The following is a 21,396-nucleotide window of genomic DNA, read 5'->3' on the forward strand; positions in this document are numbered from 1 at the left end:
TGCGGCTTCATCGGCCTCATTACGTGCGCTGCCGGATACGTGTCTGCAGGCAGAGGGAAGTAGTAAGAAAAACAATTGAGCACCAGCGGCTAACCTTCGACGAGTCTACTTTCCCGGGGTCAGACTTCAAGCGGTGTACATCGGGGGCGGAGGAAAAGAACACCTCCCGCTTCCCCACAAGTTACAGGCAGTCTCTTGAGTATTGCGCCTGGCTTGAGGAGATTGGGATGTGAGAAGGGAAGAGTGGGTTAGGCAGCGATGCCTACGTGCTGCTTTTCGTCGTCGTTCATGATGTTGGAGACACCGTTTTCGGCAGCGTCCCACGTTGCCTGGTCCTGGATGCCAGCGCGCTTGGCCACAATGGTGGCGCACAGGGACTGGCCGGTGACGTTGACGGCGGTACGGCCCATATCGATGATGGGCTCGATGGCGAGCAGAAGGCCAACGCCGGCCAGTGGAAGGCCCAGGGTGGAAAGAGTCAGCGTGAGCATCACGGTCGCACCGGTGGTACCAGCGGTAGCGGCGGAACCGATGACGGAGACGAAAATGATGAGAAGGTACTGGGTCAGGGAAAGGTCAATGCCGTAAAACTGAGCAATGAAGATTGCCGCGATGGCCGGGTAGACGGAGGCACAGCCATCCATTTTGGTCGTCGCACCCAGCGGTATGGCGAAGGAGGCGTACTCGCGCGGCACGCCCATGGCCTTCTCAGTGAAGCGTTCGGTGACGGGCATGACACCCATGGAGGAACGGGTGACAAAGCCGAGGGAGAAGACTGGCCAGACACGCTTGTAGAAGCCGATGACTGGAATGCGGTTATAGATGAGTACCGCTGGGTACACGACGACAATTACCAGGGCCAGGCCCACATACATTGCCAAGACAAACTTGCCCAAGGAGCTCATAGCATCCCAGCCGTAGGTAGCCACGGCCTTACCGATGAGTGCCGCGGTGCCGATCGGGGCAAGGCGAATGATCCACCACAGGACCACCTGGATGACCTTGAGGAAGGATTCGGTAAAGCGCAGGAAAGGATCAGCGGCCGTGCCGGCCTTCACAGCAGCGATACCCAGCGCTAGGGAAATGACGAGGAGCTGGAGGGCGCCAAAGCCCAAGGAAACAGAGTCGTCGCTTAAGGATGCAGAGAGCCCGAAGAAATTGGAGGGGACGAGCTGCTGAAGGAATGCGGTCCAGGAGCCGACGTGGGAAGGATCGGCGGCAGTGGAGGCGTCGACAGTCGTGCCCACACCCGGCTTCATCACAAGTGCTACCAGGATGCCGACTAGAACCGAGAAGAAGGCAGTGATGGCGAACCATACGAGGGTGGAGATTGCGAGCGAAGCAGCGTTGGTGACCTTGCGCAGGTTGGCAACCGAGGTAACCACCGCGGCGAAGATGAGCGGCGGGACCATCACCTTCAGCAGCTGGACGTAGGCGCCGCCGATGCCGGAGAGAGTATCGGAGAGCCAAGAAGACTCCATGCCGGAGGCAATGAAGCCGAGGATAAGGCCAATGATGAGGCCGGCGATGACTTGAGCGCCAAAGCCGGTGGCCCATGAGGGCAGGGTGCGGGAGGAAGTGTTAGCCACGAGAAATTCCTTCTAGACAGTGTTGTATAGAAAAGACCAATTGGTTCGCATAATGCGAACAGATCGGTTCGCTAGAGATATCAACACAGTACGCTGGATGTAAATTCCCACGCAACTTAAGGAATTCGCTTAGTCCAGGCTTCGGTGAGGAATTTGGTGTCGACGAGGCGGTGGGCGTCGGCAAGCGTGGCGTCGGAAAGCTCGGCCTCAACGGCACCGTAACGGGTGGCGAATTCGCGCGCCATAGTGTCAATAATCTCCTCGCGCGGTACGCCGGTCTGTCGGCGCAGCGGATCGACGCGCTTCTTTGCACTGGCCAGGCCCTTGGATGAGACCTTGACCTTGCCGATGCGCAAGACCTCCAACATCTTGTCTGCATCGATGTCGTAGCTCATTGTGGTGTGGTGCAGCACCGCACCTTGGCGCCGCTTCTGGGCTGCGCCACCAATCTTGCCGCCGTCCGAGGTGATGTCGTTGATCGGCACATACCACGCATTCACGCCAAGCTTGCTCAATGCGGCGAGTACCCACTGGTCGAGGTACTCATAGCTGGCCTCGTAGGAATAGCCGGCCACGAGAGACTCCGGAGCGTATAGGGAATAAGTCACGCAGTTGCCGCCCTCCATAAACATGGCGCCACCGCCGGAGATACGGCGTACGGGGATGATGCCGTGCTTATCGACGCCTTCCTGATCGAGCTCATTGGAATAGGACTGGTATGAACCGAACACGACTGCCTTGTCTTCCCACTCCCAGAAGCGCAAGGTAGGGCCGCGCTTTCCCGTGGCTACCTCGTTGAGGAGGACCTCATCGAGCGCGACATTGACTGGAGTGGGGAGGGTGCCGGGTCGCAAGATCTCCCACGAATGGTCGGTGAAATCGGTGGCGCCGGACAGCGCTCGCTTGATGGTCGTGGCGAGGTGCTGGGTGTCAAAACCGTGGAGGGAGACGGGTTCGTCGACGCGTTCCAGGGCGGAGTCGAGGCGGGATTGAATGTCGGCCGCACTCGAGGCGGTAGTGAGGCCGACGAGGGCTGGGCTGAGGGCGTCGTAGGCTTCTTCGGGTTCAAGGAAGAAGTCTCCAGAGATTGTGGCATTGCTAATGGTGTTGTCGGAGTCCACGTCGATATCGACGACGATGAGTTTGCCGCCGGGGACCTTGAGTTCAAAGTGTTTATTAGTGCTCATGATGTTCAGGGTACCTAGAGGGGCAAAAGTGCACGCGTGGAAATAGACCTTTAATCCTATTCGGCGAGTGCGGGGGTACCGATGGTTTGTTGATATTTCCTGTGAAGGGGGTAGAGGTTTGCGTGGAAAGTGGACGTTGTTGCGAGAGTGGTAGAAGTGCACGTTGCCTAACTGTCATGTGGCGTAGCGATATTCTGTCGCTCCGTTTTCGACCGAGAGGGTGTATAAAACGGGCCACTATGGTGCATAAATGAGTGCGTTGCCTAATCGTTATAGGTTGTGTGACCTGCGATAAGCGTGTGGAAACTGGTTAATTTGGGTCGCGGAGGTGGCGAGTTGTTGATTTGTCCGTATCGTGGAGGGCAGAGCAAACGAAATAGCAAATCGCTACCCCCCCAACCTTAGATTCGGGGGTGGCGGTCGGCTCGGCACGTTTGCCACCGATAGATAGACCATTTGTAGAAAGGTTTAAAGAACAATGGGCAAGAACATCAAGGATCTTTTCGACGCAACCGCATACGACAAGGCTGGCGAGAAGCTTGGTTCCGTCAAGGAGGTCTTCGTTGATGAGCAGACCGGTCAGCCGACCTTCGTTGAGGTCAACCACGGCCTGTTCGGCATGAACTCCAGCCTGGTTCCGCTCCGCGGCCACGACTTCAACGGTGATGAGCTCAAGCTCGCTTTCTCCAAGGACCGTATTGAGGGTGCTCCGGACTTCGACTCCGATAAGCCGCTGACCCCGGAGGCTCAGGCCGATATCTTTAAGCACTACAACCTGGAAAACGTACAGGACGTCACCACCTACCGCGATGAGCGCACTGGCACCACCGGTGCAGGCGCTGCTGGCGCAGGCGTTGCAGGTGCTGGCGTTGCCGGTGCAGGCGCTCACGCCAACGACGAGACTGTGACCACCGAGCGCACCGCAACCACCAACCGCGATGCTGCCACCGACACCACCGCTGGTCACAACCTGACCGACAACGACAACGAGCTCATCCGCTCCGAGGAGCGCCTGGACGTTAACAAGGAGCGCGTTTCTACCGGCGAGGCACGTCTGCGCAAGTACGTCGTGACCGACACCGAGACCGTTGAGGTTCCGGTTGAGCGCGAAGAGGTTCGCGTCGAGCGCACCCCGATCTCCGAGGCTGACGCCGCTAACTTCAACGGCAAGATCGGTGACAACGACACCGCAGAGGCTTCCGTCACCCTGCACGAGGAGCGCGTGAACGTTGACAAGAAGACCGTTCCGGTTGAGAAGGTCAACCTGTCCAAGGAGACGGTCAAGGACACCGAGACCCACACCGAGGAGCTGCGCAAGGAGCAGATCGACACCGACGGTATCACTGACACCCGCAAGTAAATCGGGCTAAACCCAAGGGCTTGGAGCGTGAAAGCTTCAGGCCCTTGTTGCTGTTTTCTGTCCCTTTCAGGTCCCTGGTTGCGGTCCGTTCGCACCTGATTGAGGGCTGATCTAGAAAAAGCGAGAGAAAGACAGTAAATTTGAGGCATGTCTCGATTTAGTCCGCTGAACTGGCCAGTCGTGCGCCAGATCCGCAACAAGGATGCCTTCGGTCGCGACTTGTCGACGCAGTCGGCAAAAAGCGAGGATCTTCGCGGCCGCACTGTCGACGCAGACCGCGTGGTGCAGTCGGTATGCCCCTACTGCGCGGTGGGCTGCTCCCAGCGCGTCTACGTGAAGGATGACCGCGTCATCCAGATTGAGGGCGACCCGGATTCCCCGATTTCCCGCGGCCGTTTGTGCCCGAAGGGCTCTGCCTCCGAACAGCTGATCAACTCCTCGTCGCGCGTTACCACGATTAAGTACCGTGCTCCCTATGCCACCGAGTGGCAAGAGCTCGATGAAGAAACCGCGATGAACATGATCGCGGATCGCTTTGTAGAATCGCGAAAGAGGCATTGGGAGGACGTCGATAAGCAGGGGCGTCCCCTTAACCGCACCATGGGCATTGCCGGATTGGGTGGTGCGACGCTGGACAATGAGGAGAACTACCTCATTAAGAAGCTGTTTACAGCAACCGGCGCGATTCAGGTTGAGAATCAGGCGCGCATATGACACTCCGCCACCGTTCCTAGTCTAGGAACGTCGTTTGGCCGCGGCGGCGCAACCCAACCGCTGCAGGATATGGCGAATGCGGACTGCATCGTCATCGAGGGTTCTAACATGGCCGAATGCCACCCCGTGGGTTTCCAGTGGGTTGTTGAAGCCAAGAAACGTGGTGCACGTATTATCCACGTGGATCCGCGCTACACACGTACCTCTGCCTTTGCGAACCGCCACATTGGTATTCGCGGTGGCACGGACGTGGTACTGCTTGGTGCAATCATCAAGTATGTGCTGGACAATGACCTGTATTTCCACGATTACGTGGTGAATTACACGAATGCAGCGTCCATTATTTCCTTCGATTTCCAAGACACGGAAGACCTTGAGGGTCTGTTCTCTGGTTATGACTCGGAGACGGGCAAATATGTCACGGATTCGTGGCAGTACGTGCAGAAACCTGAAGGCTCCTCATGGAACGTGGAGAAGGATCCAACTCTTCAGGACCCGAACACTGTCTTCCAGATTTTGAAGCGTCACTACTCGCGCTATACCCCGGAGTTGGTGGAGGAAACCTGCGGTATTTCGCAGGAGGATTTCCACTACCTGGCTAACTCCATCGCGGAGAATTCCACGCCGGAACGCACGACCTGTTTTGCTTATGCACTGGGCTTTACCCAGCACACTTTGGGCGCTCAGTTCATCCGCACGGCGGCAATCTTGCAGCTGCTCATGGGTAACGTCGGGCGTCCGGGTTCGGGCATCATGGCGCTGCGTGGACACGCTTCGATTCAAGGATCGACGGATATTCCAACGCTGTTCAACTCGTTGCCAGGCTACCTTCCCATGCCGCATGTGGACCAAGCGAACTGGAGCGAATACCTCGATTCCTTCCGCAAGGACGACCAGAAGGGCTTCTGGCAGATAGGTGAAAACTATGCCGTGTCCTTGATGAAGTCCTACTGGGGCGACGCCGCCACTGAGGAAAACGAGTGGGGCTTTAACTTCATGCCGCGCTTGTCTGGTGCGCATTCGACGTACGAGACACTTCTCGCCATGCTGCGCAAGGAGGTGGAAGGCTACCTTGTCTTTGGCCAGAACCCTGCGGTTGCCCAGTCCAACGGTGGTATGCAGCGTCGCGGTCTAGCCTCGTTGAAGTGGCTGGTCGTGCGTGATTTCCAGGAGATTGAGACCGCATCCTTCTGGAAGGACTCCCCAGAAATCAAGAATGGCGAGCTTAAGACCGAAGAGATTGGCACTGAGGTCTTCCTCATGCCGGCAGCTACCCACGTGGAGAAGTCCGGTACCTTTACCCAGACTCAGCGCATGGTGCAGTGGCGCTTCCAGGCGACCCCACCGCCGGGCCAAGCACGCAGTGAGGCGTGGTTCTTCTACCACTTGGGTAAGAAGATTAGGGAGCGCCTCGCGGACTCCACTGACCCGCGCGATCTGCCGATTAAGGCTGTGACGTGGGATTACACGGAGGACGAGCACGGCGACCCGAGCTCGGATGAGATCCTGCGTGAAATCAATGGCTACTACCTCGATGGGCCGAAGAAGGGCCAGCTCCTGCCGGCCTTCACAGAGATGCGTGCCGATGGCTCGACGTCTGGCGGATGCTGGATTTACACCGGCGTGTACAAGGACGGCATCAACCATGCCGCGAAGAAGGTGCCGGGCTCCGAGCAGAACGAAGTTGCACTCGACTGGGGCTGGGTCTGGCCGGCTAATCGCCGCATCCTGTACAACCGTGCCTCCGCGAAGCCGGATGGAACCCCATGGTCGGAGCGCAAGAAGTACGTGTGGTGGGATGAAGCGCAAGGCAGGTGGGTCGGCGACGACGTACCGGATTTCCCAGCCACGAAGCGCCCAGACTATGTTGCGCCCGTGGATGCCGTAGGCCCGGATGCTCTTAACGGTGATGATCCATTCATCATGCAAGCAGACGGCCTGGGTTGGCTCTTTGCTCCCAAGGGGTTGTCCGATGGTCCGCTGCCGACTCACTACGAGCCGCAGGAATCCCCGGTCACCAATGCGCTGTACAAGCAGCAGCAATCGCCAACTCGCCTGACCATTAAACGTGAGGACAACCTCTCGCGCCCGGACCCAGGGGAGTACGGCGCGGACGTTTTCCCGTTTGTGTTCTCCACGTACCGTCTGACGGAGATGTACACCTCGGGTGCGATGTCGCGCCGTCTGCCGTTCTTGGCGGAGCTGCAGCCAGGTTTGTTCTGCGAGGTGGATAAGGACTTGGCAGCAAAGCGTGGCCTGGCCAACGGCGAGTGGGCCACCATCGTGTCGCCGCGTGGCGTCATCGAAGCGCAGGTTCTGGTGACTGATCGCATGGAGATGCTCACCATTAATCGTGAGGAGTTCCACCAGATTGGTCTGCCGTATCACTACGGAGAATCGGAGACGACCGATGTGGCTGGTGACGGTGCCAATGATCTGTTGGGCCTAACCCTGGAACCGAACGTGTTCATTCAGAACTCCAAGGTGGGTGCCTGCGATATTCAGCCGGGACGTCGCCCGCGTGGAGAAGCACGTGTCAAGCTATTGCGGGAGTACCAAGAAAGAGCCAACCTGACTGTGGAATCCGGCAACCAGGTTCTCGACGTCGGTGATGAATTCACCACTGAAGGACAGGCAACTGAGGACAACACCGGTGATGATTCCACCGCAGGCAACGTGGCTGATTACGAAGGCAAGGAGGGATAGACACCGTGGCTAATGCATTAACGGAAAAAGCCGACAAGCACGGCTACGAGTCCTACCAGCGAATGGCCTTCTTTACCGATACCTCCATTTGTATTGGATGTAAGGCCTGCGAGGTGGCGTGTAAAGAGTGGAACCGCAACCCAGTGGAGGGCTATGCGGTGACCGGTAACTCTTATGACAACACCGGTTCCTTAGGCGCAAACACGTGGCGTCACGTGGCGTTTGTTGAGCAGAACAACGAGCGCATTGAACAGGCACGTGAGGAGGGCCGCCAGCTCATCTCGCTGGGTATGCCGACGAGTAAAGCACCGACGACGCCACCAGATACCGACGACTTCCGCTGGCTCATGTCCTCCGATGTGTGCAAGCACTGCACCAACGCGGGCTGCCTCGATGTCTGCCCGACGGGTGCGTTGTTCCGTTCGGAGTTCGGCACAGTCGTGGTGCAGGATGACGTGTGCAATGGCTGCGGTACCTGTGTGGCCGGCTGCCCCTTCGGCGTGATTGAGCGCCGCGATGATGGAGGCGTCACGCTTAAAGCAGATAAGACAGCCACCGTGGACTATGAGGTACCTGATCACGCGGGCGTGAACGTGTTGGCCAAGCTCAAGCAGCTCAAGCCACAGGGCCCAGACCACGTGCCGGGACAGTCCATGCCTATTAAGAACCTCGGCGTGGCCCAGAAATGCACCATGTGTTACGACCGACTCAAGATTGGTGAACAGCCCGCCTGCGCGAAGACATGTCCTACGGATTCCATCCAGTTCGGACCCTATGAGGAGATGCTTGCTGCAGCGCAGGAACGCGTTCGCGTGCTGCACGAGCAAGGGCTTACTGAGGCACGTCTGTATGGAGCGAATAGCGAGGATGGCGTCGGCGGTACCGGTTCCATCTTCCTGCTGCTGGATTCGCCGGAGGTCTATGGTCTGCCGCCCGATCCTCGCGTGCCCACGGCAGACTTGCCGCAGATGTACAAGACCGCGGTGAAAGCCATCGGAGGAATGGCACTCGCCGTAGCAGGAGCATTCGTGATGGGAGGCCGCAAGTGAGCGAGTTTGATGAGTACCGCCCGCCGCAAGAGCCACGTCGCTTTCGCGGCAAAAAAGGTGCTAAGAAGCGTAAGCGGGTAGGCGCTGGCGCCCAGGACGGCTCCAAAGAACAGCGCATGGCGGAGGACTTCGAGTTCACTTCCTATTACGGCAAACCCGTGGTCAAGGCTCCGCCCTGGGAGTGGCCGATTGGTGGCTACCTCTTCCTTGGTGGCCTCGCGGGCGGTTCGGCTCTGCTGGCTACTGGTGCGCAGGCGACGGGTAATAAGGAATTGCGCCGTTCGACGAGGCTGACGGCCTTTTCGGCGGCGTCGGTAGGCTCGGTGTTCTTGATTCTGGACTTGGGTCGCCCGGAGCGCCTCCTTAACATGTTCCGCGTGTTTAAGGTGACCTCACCGATGTCTATCGGCTCGTGGATTCTGGGGAGTTTCGCCTCGGCTGCCGCACTCCCTGCGGCTGTGGAAGCTGATGAACTGGTCGGGGGAGTGCTTCCCGCTAAGGTTCGGGGTCTCCTTGATAAGGCAGCTGGTCCGGCTGGCGTGGTGGCCGGAGTATTCGGTGGTCCGCTGGCCGGATACACCGCAGTCTTGCTGGCGAATACCTCGAATCCGACGTGGAATGATGCGAAGAAGCATCTGCCGTACGTGTTCGTGTCCTCAGCATCGGCAGCCGCATCAGGAGCTGCCATGGTGTTCACCCCAGTAGAGAGTGCCGCGCCCGCACGTGTTCTTGGCATGACGGCCGCTGCGAGTGACCTGGTCGCCACGCGGTTTATGGAAGACAACATGGAGCCCGAGCCCAAGCGCCCGCTGCATGAGGGGATTCCAGGAAAGCTCATGAAGGCTTCCGAGGCGCTCATCGCAGCTGGCGGCGTGGGATCCGCAGTAGCGGCGCTGACGAAATCGCGGGCGGTAGCGGTAGTTTCGGGCCTAGCGCTGATGGCGGGCTCAGCCTGCACACGTTTTGGCGTGCTTAACGCTGGATTGGAAGCGGTGAAGGATCCGTCGACGACCATCGGGCCGCAGAAGCGCCGCGCGGAGGCCCGCCGCAGGGCAGAGGGCCTGAAGCGCTCGACGGTGACTAGCGGATAGTAATCCCGGAGCCTTCCACGGTGCGGCCGATGACCGGGTAACCGGGAACCTCGCCGATGACGAGCAGGCCGCCCGAGGTCTGGGCGTCGGCGAGGAAAACGAGGTCCTCCTCGCTGAGCTCGGTGTCGAGGTGGGAGCGTACCCACTCCAGGTTGCGGCGCGAGCCGCCCGGGATGAACCCTTCTGCCAGGGCTTCCTTCGCGCCCTCAACGGCAGGAACAGCGGAGAAGTCGAGCTCCGCACCGATTCCGGAGGCACGGCACATCTTGTAGAGGTGCCCCAACAGTCCGAAGCCGGTGACGTCGGTGGCGGCACGTACCCCGGCTGCTACCGCGGCAGCGGCCGCATCGCGGTTCAGCGTGGTCATAGAGTCCACCGCGGCCTGGGAGACCTCGCCGGTGGCCTTGTGTTTATTGTTGAGGATGCCCACGCCAATCGGCTTGGTCAGCGTGATGGGAAGCCCGGCCTCGGCGGCGTCGTTGCGCAAGATTTTGTCCGGGTGGACGATGCCCGTGGCCGCCAAACCATAGGTGGGTTCCGGAGCAGTGATGGAGTGACCACCGGTGATGGAGATGCCGGCTTGAGATGCCACGTCCATTCCACCGCGCAGGACCTCGCGCAAAATGTCGAGGCCAAGCACCTCGCGCGGCCAGCCGACGAGGTTGATGGCGGTAATGGGGGTGCCGCCCATGGCGTAGACGTCGGAAAGCGCATTGGCAGCGGCGACACGGCCCCAGTCGTATGGATCGTTGAGCATCGGCGTGAAGAAGTCCGCGGTAGAGATGACCGCGAGACCATCTGGGATGCGCACGGCGGAGGCATCGTCGCCGTCGTCAAGCCCGACCAACACGTTGGGGTCTGCGGTGCCCACGAGTCCCTCAACGGCAGACTCGAGTTCGCCCGGGGGAATCTTGCATGCACAGCCGCCACCGGCGGCAAAGGACGTTAGTTTAATGTCAGTCATAAGTACTACTTTAGCCACGTGTAAGGTGAGCAGGCGGAGGCGTACGTGTCCTGGTGGGCGCCCCGGTCTTCAAAACCGGTGAGGCCGAGCATCTCGGTCTGGCAGGTTCGATTCCTGTCCGTCTCCGCCATCCGCGCAGCTAGGAGGACCCATGACGACAGACCCCCGCCGCTTCATCCCCAAGATGGATGTGATCCTCCAGTATCCGGCAGTGCAGGCAGCGCACGAGCGCGTGGCGCCGTACAGGGTTCGTGCGGTTATTGACGCTGTGCTTGACGACGTCCGCTCCGCCTCCCTCGCGCCCTCCCAGATTGAGGAGGAGCTGGCTGCGAGGCTAGAGGATGTACGGCCCTATTCTTTGAGTCCGGTCATTAATGCCACAGGCGTTATTGTTCACACGAACCTGGGCCGCGCCCCGTTGCCGCCCGCAGCGGTCGATGCACTCGTGGCGGCGGCGTCTTACACAGATGTCGAAATGGATCTGGACAGTGGGCTGCGCTCCAGAAACAGGGGCCGCGCAGCTACTGAGGCGGTACTGGCCGCGTGCCCTGGCGCGGAGGACGCGCTCGTGGTGAACAACGGTGCGTCCGCGTTGCTGTTGGCTACGGCGGCGCTGGCGCCCGGCAAGGAGGTCATTATCTCGCGCGGGGAGCTCATCGAGATCGGCGCGGGCTTCCGGCTTCCGGAGCTCATCGAATCCACGGCTACGCGGCTGCGCGAGGTGGGAGCGACGAACCGTACGCACCTGGCCGATTATGAGCGCGCCTTGGGGGAGAAGACGGGCGCGATTCTCAAAGTGCATCCTTCGAACTTTCTCATCAGCGGCTTTACCTCTTCGGTGTCTGTGGCGCAGTTGCGTCAACTGACGGACTTGCCGCTTATTGCGGATATCGGTTCGGGACTACTCACGCCGGATGAGGTGCTTCCCGACGAACCCTCCGCGAGCGAGGCCCTGCGCAATGGCGCCGACGTGGTGCTTTTCTCTGGGGACAAGCTGCTCGGAGGCCCGCAGGCAGGCGTGCTCGTAGGGACGAAGGAGGCCATTGCTGCCTGCAAGAAACACCCGCTGGCACGGGCGGTGCGTATTGACAAGCTACGCCTCAATGCCTTGGAAGCGGCTATTTCTACCTCGACCAACGCGGTGCACGAGGCGCTGCATATTTCTGCCGAGCGCCAAAAGGAGCGCACTGCGAGGATTGCCGCCGCGGTCGGGGCAGACGTCGTCGAGCACGACGGGCGCGTGGGCGGCGGCGGTGCCCCGGAGGTGCCACTGCCCGGTTGGGCCGTGGCGTTGCCGGAAGACCTGGCGCGTCCGCTGCGTTTGGGGGCCACACCTGTGGTGGCACGCGTGAGCCAAGGGCACTGCCTTGTGGACGTGAGGTGCGTGCCAGAGAGCCAGGATGCGGAGCTCATTGCTGCGATTCAGGCGGTGATGTAGGTGTTTGTCGTTGCTACCGCGGGCCACGTGGATCACGGCAAGTCCAGCTTGGTGAAGACGCTGACCGGCATGGAGCCGGATCGGTGGGACGAGGAACAGCGTCGCGGGCTCACTATTGACTTAGGGTTCGTGTGGACCAGGCTGGACTCCGGCGCGGACGTGGCCTTTGTGGATGTACCGGGCCACGAGAAATTCCTGGGCAACATGTTGGCCGGAGTGGGTCCGGCCCCCGTGGTGCTGTTCGTCGTCGCTGCCGACGAAGGCTGGCAGGCGCAGTCCACCGACCATCGCGATGCGCTGCGCGCGCTCGGCGTGCAGCATGGCATGGTGGCGCTGACCCGTGCCGATAAGGCGGATAAGACGCGCCGAGCAGAGGTTGCAGCACAGGTCCGGGCAGAGCTGGCTGGCACACAGCTGGCTGATGCCCCCGTGATTGAGGTGTCGGCGAAGACGGGGGAGGGCGTCGATAAGCTGCGAGCGTCTTTAGATGCTCTCCTTGCTGGCATGCCAGCGCCGGAGAAGGATGCCCGGGTGCGGCTTTGGGTAGACCGTGCGTTTAGTGTCAAAGGCGCGGGCACCGTGGTGACGGGAACGCTGGCGGCGGGCACACTCGCGGTGGGCGATGAACTCATGCTGCGAGATCGAAAGGCCGCGGTCCGAGGACTGCAGAGTGAGAATGCTTCCGTGCCCTCGGTGGGGCCGGTCTCTCGCGTGGCGGTGAACCTCCGCGGGGTAGATGCGGACGAGATTCATCGCGGTGATGCGCTGCTCAGTCCTGGTGCATGGCGCGTACTTGAGTCGGTGGATGTGCGGCGCACGTTTGGTACTGATATGGCTGAGCTGCCTCGAAACCTTGTGGTCCACACTGGCACTGCTGGAGTAGGCGCGCGGCTGCGGCCTTTAGGCGGCGAGTTCGCGCGGTTGACTCTTGATACTCCGTTACCGTTGACTCTGCTCGATAGATTTGTCGTGCGTAGCCCCGGTGGGCGGCACGTGGTGGCCGGAGTAGAGGTCGTGGATGTGCACCCAGCTCCGCTTACTCGGCGCGGAGACGCAAAGAAGCGAGCAGAGCAGCTGGCAAAGGTGATGCCTCAGGACCCGGCCGATTGGCTAAAGCGTAGCGGCTACGACCGCGTGGACAACCTCATCCGCGATGGGTTTTCCATATCGGAGCAGCCAGCAGGAATCATTGAGTTTCGGGATTGGTGGATCTCCGCTGGCCAGGTTTCCCTCTGGAAGCAGGAGTTGCTGCGCGCGGTGACGGAGCATTCAGAGGCCAACCCGCTTGCGCCGGGGCTGCCGCGGCCAGCTGCCATGGATTCCTTGCAGCTCACTGAACCCGCACTTCTGGGACTAGCGGTGGCAGCGGCCAAGGTCGAATCGGTCGACGGCGTGCTCCGCCTGCCAGGTCAGAGTGTGGATTTGGGGTCAGCAGAAAAAGGCGTGGCCGAGCTCGAGCGCCGCTTGCGCGATGAGCCTTTTGCAGCACCGGAAGCTGAAGACCTTAAGGACCTAGGTCTGGGTGCCAAAGAGCTTGCCGCAGCCGAGCGCGCCGGGCGTTTGCTCCGACTGTACGGGGGAGTGGTGTTGCTGCCCTCCGCGCCCCGTGAAGCACAGGCTGTGGTTGCCAAGCTGGAGCAGCCTTTTACGCTTTCGGCTGCGCGCAAAGCGTTGGGGACGACGCGCCGGGTTGCTATCCCGCTGCTAGAGCACCTTGATTCGATTGGGGTGACTCGCTTGGTAGACGGGCAGCGGACGGTGCGCTAGGTGCTGGTGGGCGGCTGCTTAGCAGTAGAGCGCGGTGCCTGGCGTGATGGCTGGGGAGCACTGGCTCGGTACTAGGAGCAAAGGAACCAAAGTAGGGGAACCATTTGTGGGGTGGTTTCGGAGAAGCCCAGGTCGAAGCGTAAGGATAAGTGCATAAGGTACTAGTTAAAAGGTGCCTATGGTCTCTCATTGCAATGAGAGGATGCCTTCAAAGTTAAGAGAGCACTCTAGGCATGAGCGTCTGGCAACTTAACGGATATCGTTATTGACGGATTCCGTTATGTTTTGTAGATTGAGTACATGATTCAGTCGTTTGCTAACCGAGACACCGAGCTTGTCTGGTTGCGCCAAGCGTCACCCCGGATCGATTCAAGAATTCACAAGACTGCAAATAGAAAACTTCATCAGCTTGATGCAGCAGTTTCCCTGCAATCGCTGCGTGTTCCGCCGGGGAACCGATTGGAAGCTTTGAAAGGTGATCGAAAGGGGATGTACAGCATTCGAGTCAATCAACAATGGAGGATTACTTTTCGCTGGACCGAAGCGGGCCCGGCGGATGTGGCAATAGAGGATTATCACTAAGGAACGGCATGAGTACCAAGTTGTATCCACCTATTCATCCTGGAGAAGTACTCAACGAAGACTTCATTAAGGCATTTGGGATTACCCAGCATAAGTTAGCTATGGCCATTGGAGTCCCTCCGCGCAGGATTAACGAGATCGTCCACGGCAAGCGCGGAATTACAGCAGACACTGCGCTGCGTTTAGGAAGGTATTTCGGGGTAGAACCGCAGTTCTGGGTGAACTTGCAAGGACGATACGAGCTCGAAATAGCAGAGGATTCAATCGCTGAAGAAGTCAGCAGTATTAAGCCGCTCGAAGTGGCCTGAGTGCAAGATTCAGTAACGCGAACGGTTCGACTGCACGCGGCCGCCGGAGTGTGAGTGAACGGAACGTCGGCTGCCGACATCGGGGTCGTCGCTTCCCCAGGAATCTTCAGCCCATATTGCAAAATCACGATCGGCGTATCGCTTCTGGCGAGTGGCCATATGCTCCATCCGACGATTGTAGCGACGCTTTGAGGTTTCAATGCGCTCGGACTCGGTTTGTGTTGAAGGCTGACTGTTACGGTTGTTGCGCTTCTTGTTGGCCATTGTGTGACTCCTGAACGCTAGAGTGACTGCATGTATGTGATGGGTAACTCTACATTTGCTAGCGGGATATTGTCTTGAACTCGAGATGGACAGGCAGAGGAACCAAAGTAGGGGAACCATTTGTGGGGCGGTTTTGGAGAAAGCCCAGGTCGAAGCGTAAGGAGAAGTGCATAAAGTACTTGTTAAAAGGTGCTTTTGCCCCCTTGGTGGTAGGCGAGCGGTGGCGGGGAAGCTGTGGCAGGAGGGCGCTAAGCGTTCGGGGAGATGAAGGTGCGCGGGCCGGTGGGAAGCGGGGATGCGAGAGGGTCAGCCGGGACGGTGACCTCCCAGTCGGCGGTGAGGTCGAGAACAGGCGGAATGGCGGGGTGATCCGGCGAAAGCGGCAGCGGGGGAAGCGCGGGGGAAAAGAGCGCGCTGGTATCGAGGGGCAGGTCGACGGCCAAGCGGCCGGAAGCGGCATAAGCGCGGGCGGCGAGAGTTACGCCGGAAGAGGCGGCAGCCTCGAAGGCAGCGGCGAGGGCGGGGGAGTCGCTTAGAGATGTGCACGGGCCAAGGACGAGATCGCCGTGGGTAGCGAGCACTGTGTCGTCGAGGACGACGAGGGAAACAATGAGCTGTTGGGTGCCCATCTCGCGGAGTTGATGGGCGGTGAGCTGGCCGGCGGAGACGTCGATAAGCGCGCCGTGCCCGCCGGTGACCAAGGCGGTGCCTTCCGGCTGGTTGTTTGCGGGAATCATCCAGGGATCAAGGCCGAGGGCGACTGCCACGTCGACAGCACCGTCGATAATCTCGACCGTCGCATGCGTCGACGGCGTCAGGCCGGTCGAACGCAGACGAGCAAGTGAGGGATACTCCGCGGACTCCTCGCCATCGAGTGCTCCCAAGAAGCCAAAAGGCGAGCGGATGCGCCAGCCGCGGGTGGCGGGGTCGGGGATGAGGGAGACGTCGACAAGCACAGGCTCCGATGCCAACCCCGGGATGCTCAACGCGGTGCTGAGACTGACGTGGTCGAGGACCGCCACGTGCTCAACACCGAAGTAAGAGGGGGCCAGCGGGTACAGCGCCATGGTTGTGCGAAGTCACCTCGTGTTGTTGGGGGGAAGGGTGGACTTTATCAATCTTACGCAGAGGGGGAATCATCTCTGTGGCGACGTCCACGGACGACGACTCAAAAGCGCTATAGTTTCCCACTATGGATCTAGCCACCGTCGCTTTCGCATTTGGCCTCGTGCTCTTTTCTGGCTTGTCGACGTCCATCGGGGGCGCGTTGGCCGTCGGAAAGCGCGAGCCAGGCCCGGGGTTTATGGCCACTGCCCTGGGCCTGTCTGCGGGAGTGATGCTCTACGTGTCCTTTATGGAGATTCTCCCGGAAGGCATCGCCAAGCTGGGGGAGGCCTCCGGAACCGAAAAAACTGCCACCTGGCTGGGGGTCATCGCGTTCTTTGTCGGTATTGCCGTCATCGCCATCATTGACCGTGCCGTGCCGGAGGAAATCAACCCGCACGAGCCGGCGACGACGGAGGAAGAAGCACGCCGCAGGAGACTCATGAAGACAGGTGTCTTCACCGCCTTTGCCCTGGCGCTGCACAACTTCCCCGAGGGTTTTGCTACGTTCCTCTCCGGCTTGGAGGCCCCTGAAATTGCGATTCCGATCGCCGTGGCCATTGCCATTCACAATATTCCGGAAGGCATTGCCGTGGCGGTGCCTCTGCGCGCGGCGACGGGCTCGCGGAAGAAAGCCTTCTGGTGGGCCACCATTTCAGGTCTCGCGGAGCCTGTCGGTGCGCTCATCGGCTTTGCTATTCTTATGCCCTTTATTGGGCCGGCGACGATGGGCTTTAGCTTCGCCGCCATCGCCGGCATCATGGTCTTCATCTCTCTCGATGAGCTTCTGCCCACCGCGGAGGAGACCGGCAAGCATCACTTCGCCATTTACGGGCTCATCGCCGGCATGGCCATCATGGCGGTATCGCTGATGTTGTTTATGTAGGCGCTACTTCACGCGCTCAGCGGTGGCCTTGACCGCCATGATGACGGTGGCCACGACTGTGCCCAGAATGAGGCCGAAGACCATGGACATGCCGGTATCCGCCAGCCAGGTCAGCGCGCCATTGCTGATGTTTTCGGTGACACCGTGGATGAAGCCATAGGGCTGCTCCGCACCGAACTCATGCAGACCCTTAATGACGATGTGGCCACCGACCCACAACATGGCGGCGGTACCGATGACACCGATGATGTCGAGGACCACGGGCATACCTTTGACCAAGGCGGTGCCGAGAGCGGACTCGCCGTTGTTACGCTCAAGGAGGCCCATGCCGATGTCATCCATTTTCACCAGGACCGCGACCGCGCCATAAACGCCGAAAGTCAGGATGATGCCCACAATGATAAGGGACGCCAAGCGCATCCAGAAGGGCTGATCTATGACTTCGTTGAGCGAGATGACCATGATCTCCGCGGAGAGAATAAGGTCGGTCGTAATAGCGGAGCGCACCAGGGAATCCTCGGCGCTTGCGCCTTCTTCCCGGACGGGCTTCTTTTCTTCCTCGCCGCGGTGGAAGAGGACATGGATAATCTTTTCCGCGCCCTCGAAGCAAAGGTAGGTGCCGCCGCACATGAGAATCGGGGTGAGGGCCCACGGAGCGATCCAAGAGAGGATTAGCGCGATGGGCAAAATGATGATGAGCTTGTTGATGAGCGAGCCCTTGGTGATGCGCCAAATCATGGGCAGCTCGCGCTGCGGTTTCACACCATCAACGAACTGTGGGGTCACGGCTGCATCGTCGACGACCACACCGACGGACTTCATGGAGGTCTTGCCTGCCAGTGCCGCCACGTCATCAACGCTGGAGGCAGCGGAGCGGGCGATGAGGGCGATGTCGTCAAGCAGGGCGAACAGGCCACCGGCCATGGTTTACATCCTTTTGAGGTAGGGAGAAAAGTGCTTTCCCTAGGTTACTCGGCCGGGACGAGTTCCACATTTTCAGCCCACGTGAGCTCCATGCCCAACGTGCGCAGCCAGTTCATGGCGTCATCGCCATAGCGCGTAATACCTTCGACGGCCGTGAGGGTACGTTCCATGGCGCGCTCGGCCTCTTCGGCGCTGATGAGTCCCGTGGAGGTGGCGGCGGCGAGCTCGTCGATATCGAGCACGTCGACCGGCTCGCCGGAAGTGGAGACCAGGTCAACATAAAGATCGCGCGTGGTCCACACGTCGCCGTCAATATCGATATCGGCGACATCAAAGTAGAAGTCCTGCTCCACTTCAACGCCTTCGCGGAAGTGGAAGATGCTGGCGCGCAGGCCGAGTTCCGGCAGGAGCCACGATTCGAGGTAGCCAAAGCGCGGGTGGTTGGCGCCGCGGGCCATGTAGAGGCCGAAGTCGGTGACGCGGTAGGTGTCTACCTCGCGCAAAAATCCTTTGGGGTCAACGTTAGTGTTGTCCGCCGTATTAAAGGTCTCCTGCTTGACTGGATGAAGATCAGTACTCATTAGTTCACCTCGAGGAAGGCCGCGGTGGGTGGGAAGGAACATGAGGAATCAGCAGTGTTGACCGAACCAGACAGGATTGCCACGACCGTGCCCTTACCAGTGCTGGCGCGGCCAGAAACAGTCGTGGGGCCATCGGCGTTGATGCCGTTGTTGAACAGCGGAGTGGTGCCAAACTGGAACGTATCCAGGTTGAACCACTGGACGTTCATTGCGCCCTGCTGCTCAGCTGCGGTGGGCGTGCCCAAGGCGGTGAAGAGGAAGACGGTTTCGCCTTCCCCGGCGCCGGGAGCGGGGATATCGGTAGGGCCGGGTACAGCGATGGCCGAACCGACCGAATCGCCCTGCCCGCCGATGCACTGCGCGGAGACCGTAGGCCAGTAGAACTGACGGAAGGCGGGGTTATTGCCCTCCGGCATGGCCACGCCACCTTCACCGTCTTCACCAGCAGTGAAATTGAGGGCGGTGAGGATAGCGCTACGGGCATCCTGGGGGATCCATGGCTGTGCGGCGAAAGCGCGGACGCGTTCCTGAGTCTCCGGGGTGGGGCGGCCGAGGCTGTCCAGCGGGTTGCTGCTGTGTGCAGCAGTGGCCAGGGAGGAGAGATCGGGTGCGTCAGCATGCGCAGGGGTGACGCTGAGCAGGCCCAGCATCGCAGCAGCAGTGATTCCGGCTAGGCCGCGATGGGCGGCGCTGCCGGTGGAGTGCTGTTCGTTGAGAGCCATGGACATCCTTGTGTAGAAGACGGCGCGCGCAAACAACATTAGTCACACGCGCCACAACAGTATCTGCTGTCACGATATTCACTTTTTTGGCGTAGTCAACTCGAAACGAGCTCTACTGTGGGGTATGTCGGCACTCGATATGAATTCGTTACACAAGGGGCGCGATGCTGCATGGATGTGGGGGAGCGAGTATATTTAAGGGCCGTTCACACCGCTAACGCATCATGCTTGAAGGAGCACCCCACACGTGAGTAATACTGAGTTCCGTAACGTAGCCATCGTCGCACACGTTGACCACGGTAAAACCACCCTCGTCAACGGCATGCTGGAGCAGTCCGGCGCTTTCGGCGACCATGGCGAACACTCGGATCGCGTCATGGACTCCAACGATCAGGAGCGCGAGCGCGGCATCACCATTCTGGCCAAGAACACCGCCATTCACCGAAAGGGCCTAGGCAAGGATGGCGGGGATCTCATCATCAACGTCATCGATACCCCGGGCCACGCCGACTTCGGTGGCGAGGTCGAGCGCGGTATTTCCATGGTGGACGGCGTCGTGCTGCTTGTCGACGCCTCCGAAGGCCCCCTCCCGCAGACTCGCTTCGTCCTCACCAAGGCCCTCGAAGCGAAGCTGCCGGTGATCATCTGCGTCAACAAGACCGACCGTCCCGATGCCCGCATCGACGAGGTTGTCGGCGAGGCTCAGGATCTGCTGCTGGAGATTGCCGCCGGCCTCGAAGATGAGGAAGCTGCTGCGGCCGCTGAGGAGCTTTTGGATCTGCCGGTTCTCTACGCTTCTGGCCGCGAGGGCAAGGCTTCCACCGAGAACCCGGGCGACGGCAACGTCCCAAATGCTGAGGATCTGCAGGCGCTTTTCGACGTCATCTACGACGTCCTCCCCGAGCCCTCCGCCTCCGTCGACGGTCCGCTGCAGGCACACGTGACCAACCTGGACTCCGATGACTTCCTGGGCCGTATTGCTCTGCTGCGCATCTACTCCGGCACCATCAAGAAGGGCCAGCAGGTGGCCTGGATTCACTACGATGATGAAGGCGAGATGCACACCAAGACCGTCAAGGTGGCAGAGCTGCTGCGCACCGTCGGTTTCCAGCGCCAGCCCGATACCGAGGCTATCGCCGGTGACATCGTTGCCATCTCCGGTATTTCCGACATCATGATTGGTGACACCATCGCCGACGTCGAGGACCCGAAGCCGCTGCCGCGCATCAAGGTTGATGAGCCGGCCATCTCCATGACCATTGGTGTTAATACCTCCCCAATGGCTGGTCAGGGCGGCGGCGACAAGCTCACTGCCCGCATGGTCAAGGCCCGTCTGGACCAGGAGCTCATCGGTAACGTGTCCATCAAGGTGCTGCCGACGGACCGCCCGGATGCCTGGGAGGTTCAGGGCCGCGGCGAGATGGCTCTGTCCGTGCTCATTGAGAACATGCGTCGCGAAGGTTTCGAGTTGACCGTCGGCAAGCCGCAGGTGGTCACCCAGGTTATCGATGGCAAGACCATGGAGCCCTACGAGATGCTCACCATCGATTCCCCTTCAGAGCACCAGGGAGCCATTACCCAGCTGCTGGCTGGTCGCAAGGGCCAGATGCAGTCCATGGACGTCCGCGAGGGCGACTGGGTCCGCATGGTCTTCCGCATCCCTGCCCGTGGCCTGATTGGTTTCCGCACGCAGTTCCTGACCGAGACCCGCGGTGCTGGCATCGCCAACTCCATCTCCGACGGCCTAGACGTCTGGGCTGGCGAAATCAAGGCCCGCCCAACCGGCTCGCTCGTGGCTGACCGCTCCGGCCAGATCACCGCTTACGCTCTGCAGCAGCTGGCCGACCGCGGCGACTTCTTCGTCGAACCGGGTATGGAGGCCTACGAGGGCATGGTCGTTGGTGCTAACAACCGTGATGAGGATATGGACATCAACATCACGAAGGAAAAGAAGCTCACCAACATGCGCTCCGCCACCGCTGATGCCACCGTCACCTTGGCCAAGGCGAAGTCCCTGTCCCTCGATGAGGCGCTCGAATTCTGTGGCAACGACGAGTGCGTCGAGGTTGGCCCGAAGGTGCTGCGCGTGCGCAAGGTCGAACTCTCCGCGACCGACCGCAAGCGTGCCGCTGCTCGCGCGAAGCAGCTGAACAAGTAAAG

General features: G+C 60.2%; 18 protein-coding genes and 1 tRNA gene. 11 read left to right on the forward strand and 8 right to left on the reverse strand.

Annotated features, from left to right (window positions below; genetic code table 11):
- Positions 1 to 248 precede the first annotated feature (248 nt).
- The gene (locus NX84_RS05730; RefSeq protein ID WP_039674759.1) at positions 249 to 1,589 is read right to left on the reverse strand and encodes a dicarboxylate/amino acid:cation symporter; all 1,341 of its coding nucleotides are present in this window, start codon (positions 1,587 to 1,589) and stop codon (positions 249 to 251) included.
- 116 nt (positions 1,590 to 1,705) lie between these two features.
- Positions 1,706 to 2,776, reverse strand: a complete 1,071-nt coding sequence (locus tag NX84_RS05735; protein WP_039674761.1) for a lipoate--protein ligase family protein — start codon at positions 2,774 to 2,776, stop codon at positions 1,706 to 1,708.
- A 478-nt stretch (positions 2,777 to 3,254) separates the two neighbouring features.
- Between NX84_RS05735 and NX84_RS05740 the strand changes: the two genes are divergently transcribed.
- The 4 genes from NX84_RS05740 (at position 3,255) to nrfD (ending at position 9,696) form a co-directional block, all read left to right on the forward strand.
- Positions 3,255 to 4,136: a PRC and DUF2382 domain-containing protein gene (locus NX84_RS05740; RefSeq protein WP_039674763.1), complete on the forward strand. Its 882-nt coding sequence runs from the start codon at positions 3,255 to 3,257 to the stop codon at positions 4,134 to 4,136.
- A gap of 147 nt (positions 4,137 to 4,283) precedes the next feature.
- Positions 4,284 to 7,556, forward strand: a complete 3,273-nt coding sequence (gene fdnG, locus NX84_RS05750) for a formate dehydrogenase-N subunit alpha (protein WP_217994440.1) — start codon at positions 4,284 to 4,286, stop codon at positions 7,554 to 7,556.
- Positions 7,557 to 7,561: 5 nt separating this feature from the next.
- Entirely contained in the window at positions 7,562 to 8,605 is a 1,044-nt protein-coding gene (locus NX84_RS05755) for a 4Fe-4S dicluster domain-containing protein (protein WP_039674769.1), read from the forward strand.
- Complete coding sequence (nrfD, locus tag NX84_RS05760) at positions 8,602 to 9,696, forward strand: NrfD/PsrC family molybdoenzyme membrane anchor subunit (RefSeq protein WP_039674771.1); 1,095 nt, start codon at positions 8,602 to 8,604, stop codon at positions 9,694 to 9,696. The genes NX84_RS05755 and nrfD overlap by 4 nt, the downstream gene beginning before the upstream one ends.
- On the opposite strand, the gene selD is transcribed toward nrfD, so the two are convergent.
- The gene (gene selD, locus NX84_RS05765; protein ID WP_039674779.1) at positions 9,686 to 10,660 is read right to left on the reverse strand and encodes a selenide, water dikinase SelD; all 975 of its coding nucleotides are present in this window, start codon (positions 10,658 to 10,660) and stop codon (positions 9,686 to 9,688) included. The genes nrfD and selD overlap by 11 nt on opposite strands.
- 35 nt (positions 10,661 to 10,695) lie before the next feature.
- On the opposite strand from selD, the gene NX84_RS05770 reads away from it, so the two are divergent.
- From NX84_RS05770 to NX84_RS05785, 5 genes are all read left to right on the forward strand, one after another.
- Positions 10,696 to 10,790 (forward strand) — tRNA-Sec (locus NX84_RS05770).
- A 21-nt stretch (positions 10,791 to 10,811) separates the two neighbouring features.
- Positions 10,812 to 12,098, forward strand: a complete 1,287-nt coding sequence (gene selA, locus NX84_RS05775) for an L-seryl-tRNA(Sec) selenium transferase (RefSeq protein WP_039674781.1) — start codon at positions 10,812 to 10,814, stop codon at positions 12,096 to 12,098.
- The gene (gene selB, locus NX84_RS05780; RefSeq protein ID WP_039674782.1) at positions 12,099 to 13,865 is read left to right on the forward strand and encodes a selenocysteine-specific translation elongation factor; all 1,767 of its coding nucleotides are present in this window, start codon (positions 12,099 to 12,101) and stop codon (positions 13,863 to 13,865) included. It abuts the gene before it with no gap.
- Positions 13,866 to 14,165: 300 nt separating this feature from the next.
- Complete coding sequence (locus NX84_RS12615) at positions 14,166 to 14,447, forward strand: type II toxin-antitoxin system RelE/ParE family toxin (RefSeq protein WP_082013920.1); 282 nt, start codon at positions 14,166 to 14,168, stop codon at positions 14,445 to 14,447.
- Between the two features lie 8 nt (positions 14,448 to 14,455).
- Positions 14,456 to 14,755 (forward strand): HigA family addiction module antitoxin, encoded by a 300-nt coding sequence (locus NX84_RS05785; protein WP_039674786.1) that lies wholly within the window; start codon positions 14,456 to 14,458, stop codon positions 14,753 to 14,755.
- Positions 14,756 to 14,764: 9 nt separating this feature from the next.
- Here NX84_RS05785 and NX84_RS05790 read toward each other — a convergent pair whose 3' ends face one another.
- The gene (locus tag NX84_RS05790) at positions 14,765 to 15,019 is read right to left on the reverse strand and encodes a hypothetical protein (RefSeq protein WP_039674787.1); all 255 of its coding nucleotides are present in this window, start codon (positions 15,017 to 15,019) and stop codon (positions 14,765 to 14,767) included.
- A 248-nt stretch (positions 15,020 to 15,267) separates the two neighbouring features.
- Complete coding sequence (locus NX84_RS05795; RefSeq protein ID WP_039674788.1) at positions 15,268 to 16,086, reverse strand: hypothetical protein; 819 nt, start codon at positions 16,084 to 16,086, stop codon at positions 15,268 to 15,270.
- 125 nt (positions 16,087 to 16,211) lie between these two features.
- Here NX84_RS05795 and zupT point away from each other — a divergent pair, with 125 nt between their 5' ends.
- Positions 16,212 to 17,009 (forward strand): zinc transporter ZupT, encoded by a 798-nt coding sequence (zupT, locus tag NX84_RS05800; protein ID WP_039674792.1) that lies wholly within the window; start codon positions 16,212 to 16,214, stop codon positions 17,007 to 17,009.
- 3 nt (positions 17,010 to 17,012) lie between these two features.
- On the opposite strand, the gene NX84_RS05805 is transcribed toward zupT, so the two are convergent.
- From NX84_RS05805 to NX84_RS05815, 3 genes are read right to left on the reverse strand one after another with little or no spacing between them, the layout of a single operon-like run.
- On the reverse strand, positions 17,013 to 17,933 hold the full coding sequence (locus NX84_RS05805; protein ID WP_039674794.1) for a DUF808 domain-containing protein: 921 nt from the start codon (positions 17,931 to 17,933) through the stop codon (positions 17,013 to 17,015).
- 44 nt (positions 17,934 to 17,977) lie between these two features.
- Positions 17,978 to 18,514, reverse strand: a complete 537-nt coding sequence (locus NX84_RS05810) for a ribonuclease FAU-1 family protein (protein WP_039674795.1) — start codon at positions 18,512 to 18,514, stop codon at positions 17,978 to 17,980.
- Entirely contained in the window at positions 18,514 to 19,236 is a 723-nt protein-coding gene (locus NX84_RS05815; RefSeq protein ID WP_039674796.1) for an Rv1157c family protein, read from the reverse strand. The genes NX84_RS05810 and NX84_RS05815 overlap by 1 nt, the downstream gene beginning before the upstream one ends.
- A 247-nt stretch (positions 19,237 to 19,483) precedes the next feature.
- On the opposite strand from NX84_RS05815, the gene typA reads away from it, so the two are divergent.
- Complete coding sequence (gene typA, locus NX84_RS05820) at positions 19,484 to 21,394, forward strand: translational GTPase TypA (protein WP_039674797.1); 1,911 nt, start codon at positions 19,484 to 19,486, stop codon at positions 21,392 to 21,394.
- The last annotated feature ends 2 nt before the right edge of the window (positions 21,395 to 21,396 follow it).

Origin of the sequence: Corynebacterium minutissimum, from assembly GCF_000805675.1 — a bacterium.
GTDB classification, from domain to species: domain Bacteria; phylum Actinomycetota; class Actinomycetes; order Mycobacteriales; family Mycobacteriaceae; genus Corynebacterium; species Corynebacterium minutissimum.

Bases quoted from the DNA above. Each gene is read 5' to 3' on its own strand.
- NX84_RS05735 (WP_039674761.1), bottom strand. From the start codon at position 2,776: ATGAGCACTAATAAACACTTTGAACTCAAGGTCCCCGGCGGCAAACTC.
- NX84_RS05740 (WP_039674763.1), top strand. From the start codon at position 3,255: ATGGGCAAGAACATCAAGGATCTTTTCGACGCAACCGCATACGACAAG.
- selD (WP_039674779.1), bottom strand. From the start codon at position 10,660: ATGACTGACATTAAACTAACGTCCTTTGCCGCCGGTGGCGGCTGTGCA.
- selA (WP_039674781.1), top strand. From the start codon at position 10,812: ATGACGACAGACCCCCGCCGCTTCATCCCCAAGATGGATGTGATCCTC.
- NX84_RS12615 (WP_082013920.1), top strand. From the start codon at position 14,166: ATGATTCAGTCGTTTGCTAACCGAGACACCGAGCTTGTCTGGTTGCGC.
- NX84_RS05785 (WP_039674786.1), top strand. From the start codon at position 14,456: ATGAGTACCAAGTTGTATCCACCTATTCATCCTGGAGAAGTACTCAAC.
- NX84_RS05790 (WP_039674787.1), bottom strand. From the start codon at position 15,019: ATGGCCAACAAGAAGCGCAACAACCGTAACAGTCAGCCTTCAACACAA.
- NX84_RS05795 (WP_039674788.1), bottom strand. From the start codon at position 16,086: ATGGCGCTGTACCCGCTGGCCCCCTCTTACTTCGGTGTTGAGCACGTG.
- zupT (WP_039674792.1), top strand. From the start codon at position 16,212: ATGGATCTAGCCACCGTCGCTTTCGCATTTGGCCTCGTGCTCTTTTCT.
- NX84_RS05805 (WP_039674794.1), bottom strand. From the start codon at position 17,933: ATGGCCGGTGGCCTGTTCGCCCTGCTTGACGACATCGCCCTCATCGCC.
- NX84_RS05810 (WP_039674795.1), bottom strand. From the start codon at position 18,514: ATGAGTACTGATCTTCATCCAGTCAAGCAGGAGACCTTTAATACGGCG.
- NX84_RS05815 (WP_039674796.1), bottom strand. From the start codon at position 19,236: ATGGCTCTCAACGAACAGCACTCCACCGGCAGCGCCGCCCATCGCGGC.